Genomic DNA, 3671 nt, shown 5'->3' with positions numbered 1-3671 from the left:
CTTGTTAAAAGTGAAAGACATGCACGACCGGCGCGGCGTGTCGCATTTACGGATCCACGGCAAGGGCAACAAACTACGCTATCTGCCGCTGCATCCAGACAGCGCCGAGCGGATTCATCTCTATTTGGAAGTCGCCGGCCATCGCGACGCGCCGGACGCCCCGCTCTTCCAACCCGCCCGCCGACAAACCGGTGCGGCGCTGACCGCCGACGGGGTCTACAAGATTGTGCTCAGCTACGCGGCGAAGGCCCAAATCAAGGTTCATGCTTTCCGCGTCCATAGCCTGCGAGCGACCGCCGCCACCAATGCACTCGAGCACGACGCCGATATCGCCACGGTTCAGGAATGGCTCGGCCACGCAAACGTAAGCGCCCGGTGATGGCATCTTGAATCGACGTAGCAGCCTTGGGAGCATCGTGTCCACTTAACGAATAGGCGGACAAGTGAACACTATTGACCAGGATGCCCCCTGGGTCGCCGCAAACGGCGGCGATACACGGACGAATTCAAAGCGGAAGTAGTGGCAGCCTGCCAAGGACCAGGCGTGTCGGTTGCCGCGATCGCGATGATGCATAAAGCGGCGCGAACCGGGCCGCTCTTGAGGCGCTGACCTCGGAACGGGAAACACCCATTCAGATCCGACAGAACAAATACCTGAACAATATCGTGGAGCAGGACCACCGTGCAATCAAACGGATCGTCAGGCCGATGATGGGTTTCAAGGACTTCCGGTGTGCCCGCATCATCCTGTCGGGAGTCGAGATCATGCACATGATCCGAAAAGGGCAGATGAAAGGCGATGACACCCACCGAAACGTCGCCCAACAATTCTACTCGTTGGTTACATAAGGCATCCTAATCTGACGTGCCAACCTTAACGCGTGGGCCTTATCGCGACACAACCCAGCGTCCGCGGACTCGACTACTTTTATGACGCGGCGCAGGCACTCATGTATTCGATCGAGTGGGGCAGGCTCTGGGTGAAGAGCAACGTAAGAAAGCATCCCGAAGCGACACATGAACACTGTCATAGCCGAAGCAGACGGTGAGCAAAAATAGGAGGCCTTTCATGAAGACGATCAATACGTCGCCGACAAATCGAGGTTTGCGTTATGTGCGTATTCCACTACAAGGGCTTCCCGGTTGAGCGCAAGCTCAATCAAGGTGTTCTGTTGCTGTGCTGCCTTTGCCGGGGGCGCGCGAAGGGTGGAGGACTGCGATACTACAACCGGTCATGTTAGGCCAATGGCCCGGACCCTGATGAAAGACGCACACGTGGACCTCATTCGCAAATCGGGATTGAAATCCCCGTGGAATACTCAGGTACGCCCCGCGCGGGTCCAACCCGCTTCACATCACCGCTGGCAGTGCAAAGTTATCTTTCTATAAGCTCATAGTTCATGCCCTTGCTCTCTGGAAGCTATGGAAGGGCACCGCGTACACGTCAAGCGGCGGCCGGCTCATGCTTGAAGTCGTCACCGTACTTCAGCATGGCCCAGGCCAGCCTCGCATTCTTGGCCGCAAACTTGCGATGGCGGTTCGCCAGTAGCCGCGGAGCTCGATTAGATTGCGAACCCAGCGGCTGAATTGGTCCTGTTTGTCCCCCAGGCCAGCAACCCCAGGCGTTCTGAACCGCCCCGGGTTTTCCGGAGACCTCAACTCCTGAGAGAATGAGGAAATGGAAAACATCGACGAAGCAAAACGGAAGACAGCGCCGAAGTTTTCGGCCGAGGCGTGATAGTCCGGACCGACGCGTGCGACCGATCGGAGCCACCGTCCACGGGCGTAAGATATCCATTTTTGGCGCGCACGATTTCTGCAGGGACAGACATGCGACTAGCTGACTTTATTTTGCGGGACATGGGACGCATTCTGTTGGAATGGGAGGCGTTTGTGGCAACGCTGCTGCCGGCCGCGAAAAACATGGACTCGCTCGAAAGCAAGCAAGGTGACAAAGGGCAGGAGCGGAACGCGTGAATGCTTTCGATACATCGATTCAAGCGGCCATTATTCAAGTCGCGCCTTCATTAGTCGGGCTTACTCATGCGGTTCGAGCTATTGCCAATTTCTACCTGTTCAAAGGTGTTGTTCCTCTCGCGATCTTATGGGCAATCTGGTTCAAGCCTGGCAACTCGTCTCAGTCGCACCGGGAAATGGTCGTCGCAATCCTATGCTCCGCTCTCATCGCTTTTCTTGTTGGGCGGCTTCTCGCGCTCTGCCTGCCTTTTCGGGTGCGGCCTATCTATGACCCGAACGTTCATCTAGTGTTTCCGGGAGCGGATGAAGCAGGCCAGTATCTGCGTCTGTGGAGTTCCTTCCCTAGCGACAATGCCATGTTGTGGATGTCGGTTGCGGTAGGCATCTTTCTCGTTTGGCGCTTGGTCGGCGTGCTGGCAATCTTGCATTGCGTAGTCTTTATTTGCCTGCCTCGCGTCTATCTAGGGTTGCACTATCCGACCGATGTCATTGCAGGTGCCGCGATTGGTGGGTCCACTGCGTGGCTTTTCACGCGTGCCCCATTGCGAAGACGCTTCGCGCCTCAAATTGTGCGATTCATAGATACTTGGCCTGCCGTAGGGTATATGTTGGCCTTCCTGTTTTTCTTTGAACTGGCGACGACGTTCGACGAGCCACGATTTATTGCCATGTCAGTCTTCAAAGACGCTCTAAGCAAGTAGGCATACGTCAGCACCAGTGTGATCTATTTTCCCGGACTCGGAAAGATCATGGAAGATGATGACCGCGGTCCCGAACCTTCATCAGATATAGTGAAAAGAGCTTCTGAATACAGAATATCTAAACACTTGGTTTATCTCATAAGTGCATGTTTCCAAAGGACATTTCACGCAGTAATTTTTGAAGTTTGCTGCACCTTGCCGCAAGCACATAGGAGCGGAAATCGATCAGTCAATCGGCCACCTGTTGGCCGACGGGCGTACGCCAACACTCCCGCCCGCTCGTGCCCGACGAAAGGGGCTACCGTCGCTCGACGATTTCGAGTGAATATCAATACCGACGCAATCGACGAAGCCGCCCTGGCACTTCTCTACCTGACCCTGCACGTTCTGCGCCTATTCGGGTTGCGATCCCGGCAACGCCTTGGGCGAAGCGCATGTTTGCTCCATTTAAAAAACGCGTTGCAGACTTTGGTTCGCATAGCGGAGCCCCGGGGATAATCAATACGCCTTGCATTGCGGGCCAACCCTGCTACAACGTAAGTAGTCTCCCTCGCGGTCCCCGACGTGATGGATTGCCCGCCTTGCCTTCTGTCTCGGCGGGCTTTCTTTTGCCAAATTCCCGCATATTGCCTATCATGAGGTTGCGTCCCGCGTGGGGTCACAAAGGGCGCAGCAAAGCATTGGTCCTTGGACGCCCGCCTCATCGGCGGGCTTCTTTTTATTTTCCCGTTCATCTATCCTTAAACGGCGTTCTGCTGGGCGTTTCCTTTGGGGGGAATGCACATGGACGCGTTCGGTTTTGGCCTTCTGCCCGCCGGCTAAGCGCTGCGGCGGGCTTTCTTTTGCCCGATCCCTCTTTCGGTCTTTCGCGCACGCCCGTGCACCATCTCTCGATGGCGTTACTGGGTTTCGCCTGCTAGACATCATGTATGGACCTGCCGCACCTCAAGGTACGCGGATTAAGCTTGAGGTAGGTTACGCCGCGGCTCAGAG

General features: G+C 55.9%; 3 protein-coding genes and 2 pseudogenes. 4 read left to right on the top strand and 1 reads right to left on the bottom strand.

The features are described from left to right. Both AWB67_RS35020 and AWB67_RS35010 read left to right on the top strand, forming a co-directional pair. The coding region (locus tag AWB67_RS35020; protein WP_159965110.1) for a tyrosine-type recombinase/integrase at positions 1 to 379 on the top strand (379 nt) is incomplete at its 5' end. A 197-nt stretch (positions 380 to 576) separates the two neighbouring features. Next, positions 577 to 849 (top strand): annotated as a pseudogene (locus AWB67_RS35010) (DDE-type integrase/transposase/recombinase); the annotation flags it as partial. A 595-nt stretch (positions 850 to 1444) separates the two neighbouring features. On the opposite strand, the pseudogene AWB67_RS40195 reads toward AWB67_RS35010, so the two are convergent. Next, positions 1445 to 1617 (bottom strand): annotated as a pseudogene (locus tag AWB67_RS40195) (IS110 family transposase); the annotation flags it as partial. Between the two features lie 213 nt (positions 1618 to 1830). Here AWB67_RS40195 and AWB67_RS41150 point away from each other — a divergent pair. Both AWB67_RS41150 and AWB67_RS35005 read left to right on the top strand, forming a co-directional pair. Further along, a complete protein-coding gene (locus tag AWB67_RS41150) occupies positions 1831 to 1977 on the top strand; it encodes a hypothetical protein (protein ID WP_159965108.1) in 147 nt (48 codons plus the stop codon). Then, the gene (locus AWB67_RS35005; RefSeq protein WP_087660498.1) at positions 1974 to 2678 is read left to right on the top strand and encodes a phosphatase PAP2 family protein; all 705 of its coding nucleotides are present in this window, start codon (positions 1974 to 1976) and stop codon (positions 2676 to 2678) included. Before AWB67_RS41150 ends, AWB67_RS35005 begins: the two co-directional genes overlap by 4 nt. Positions 2679 to 3671 lie beyond the last annotated feature (993 nt).

Source organism: Caballeronia terrestris, assembly GCF_001544515.1.
In the GTDB taxonomy this organism is placed as follows: Bacteria; Pseudomonadota; Gammaproteobacteria; order Burkholderiales; family Burkholderiaceae; genus Caballeronia; species Caballeronia terrestris.
Note: the sequence above shows the minus strand (reverse complement) of the source record. Positions and strands in the feature narration are given on the sequence as shown.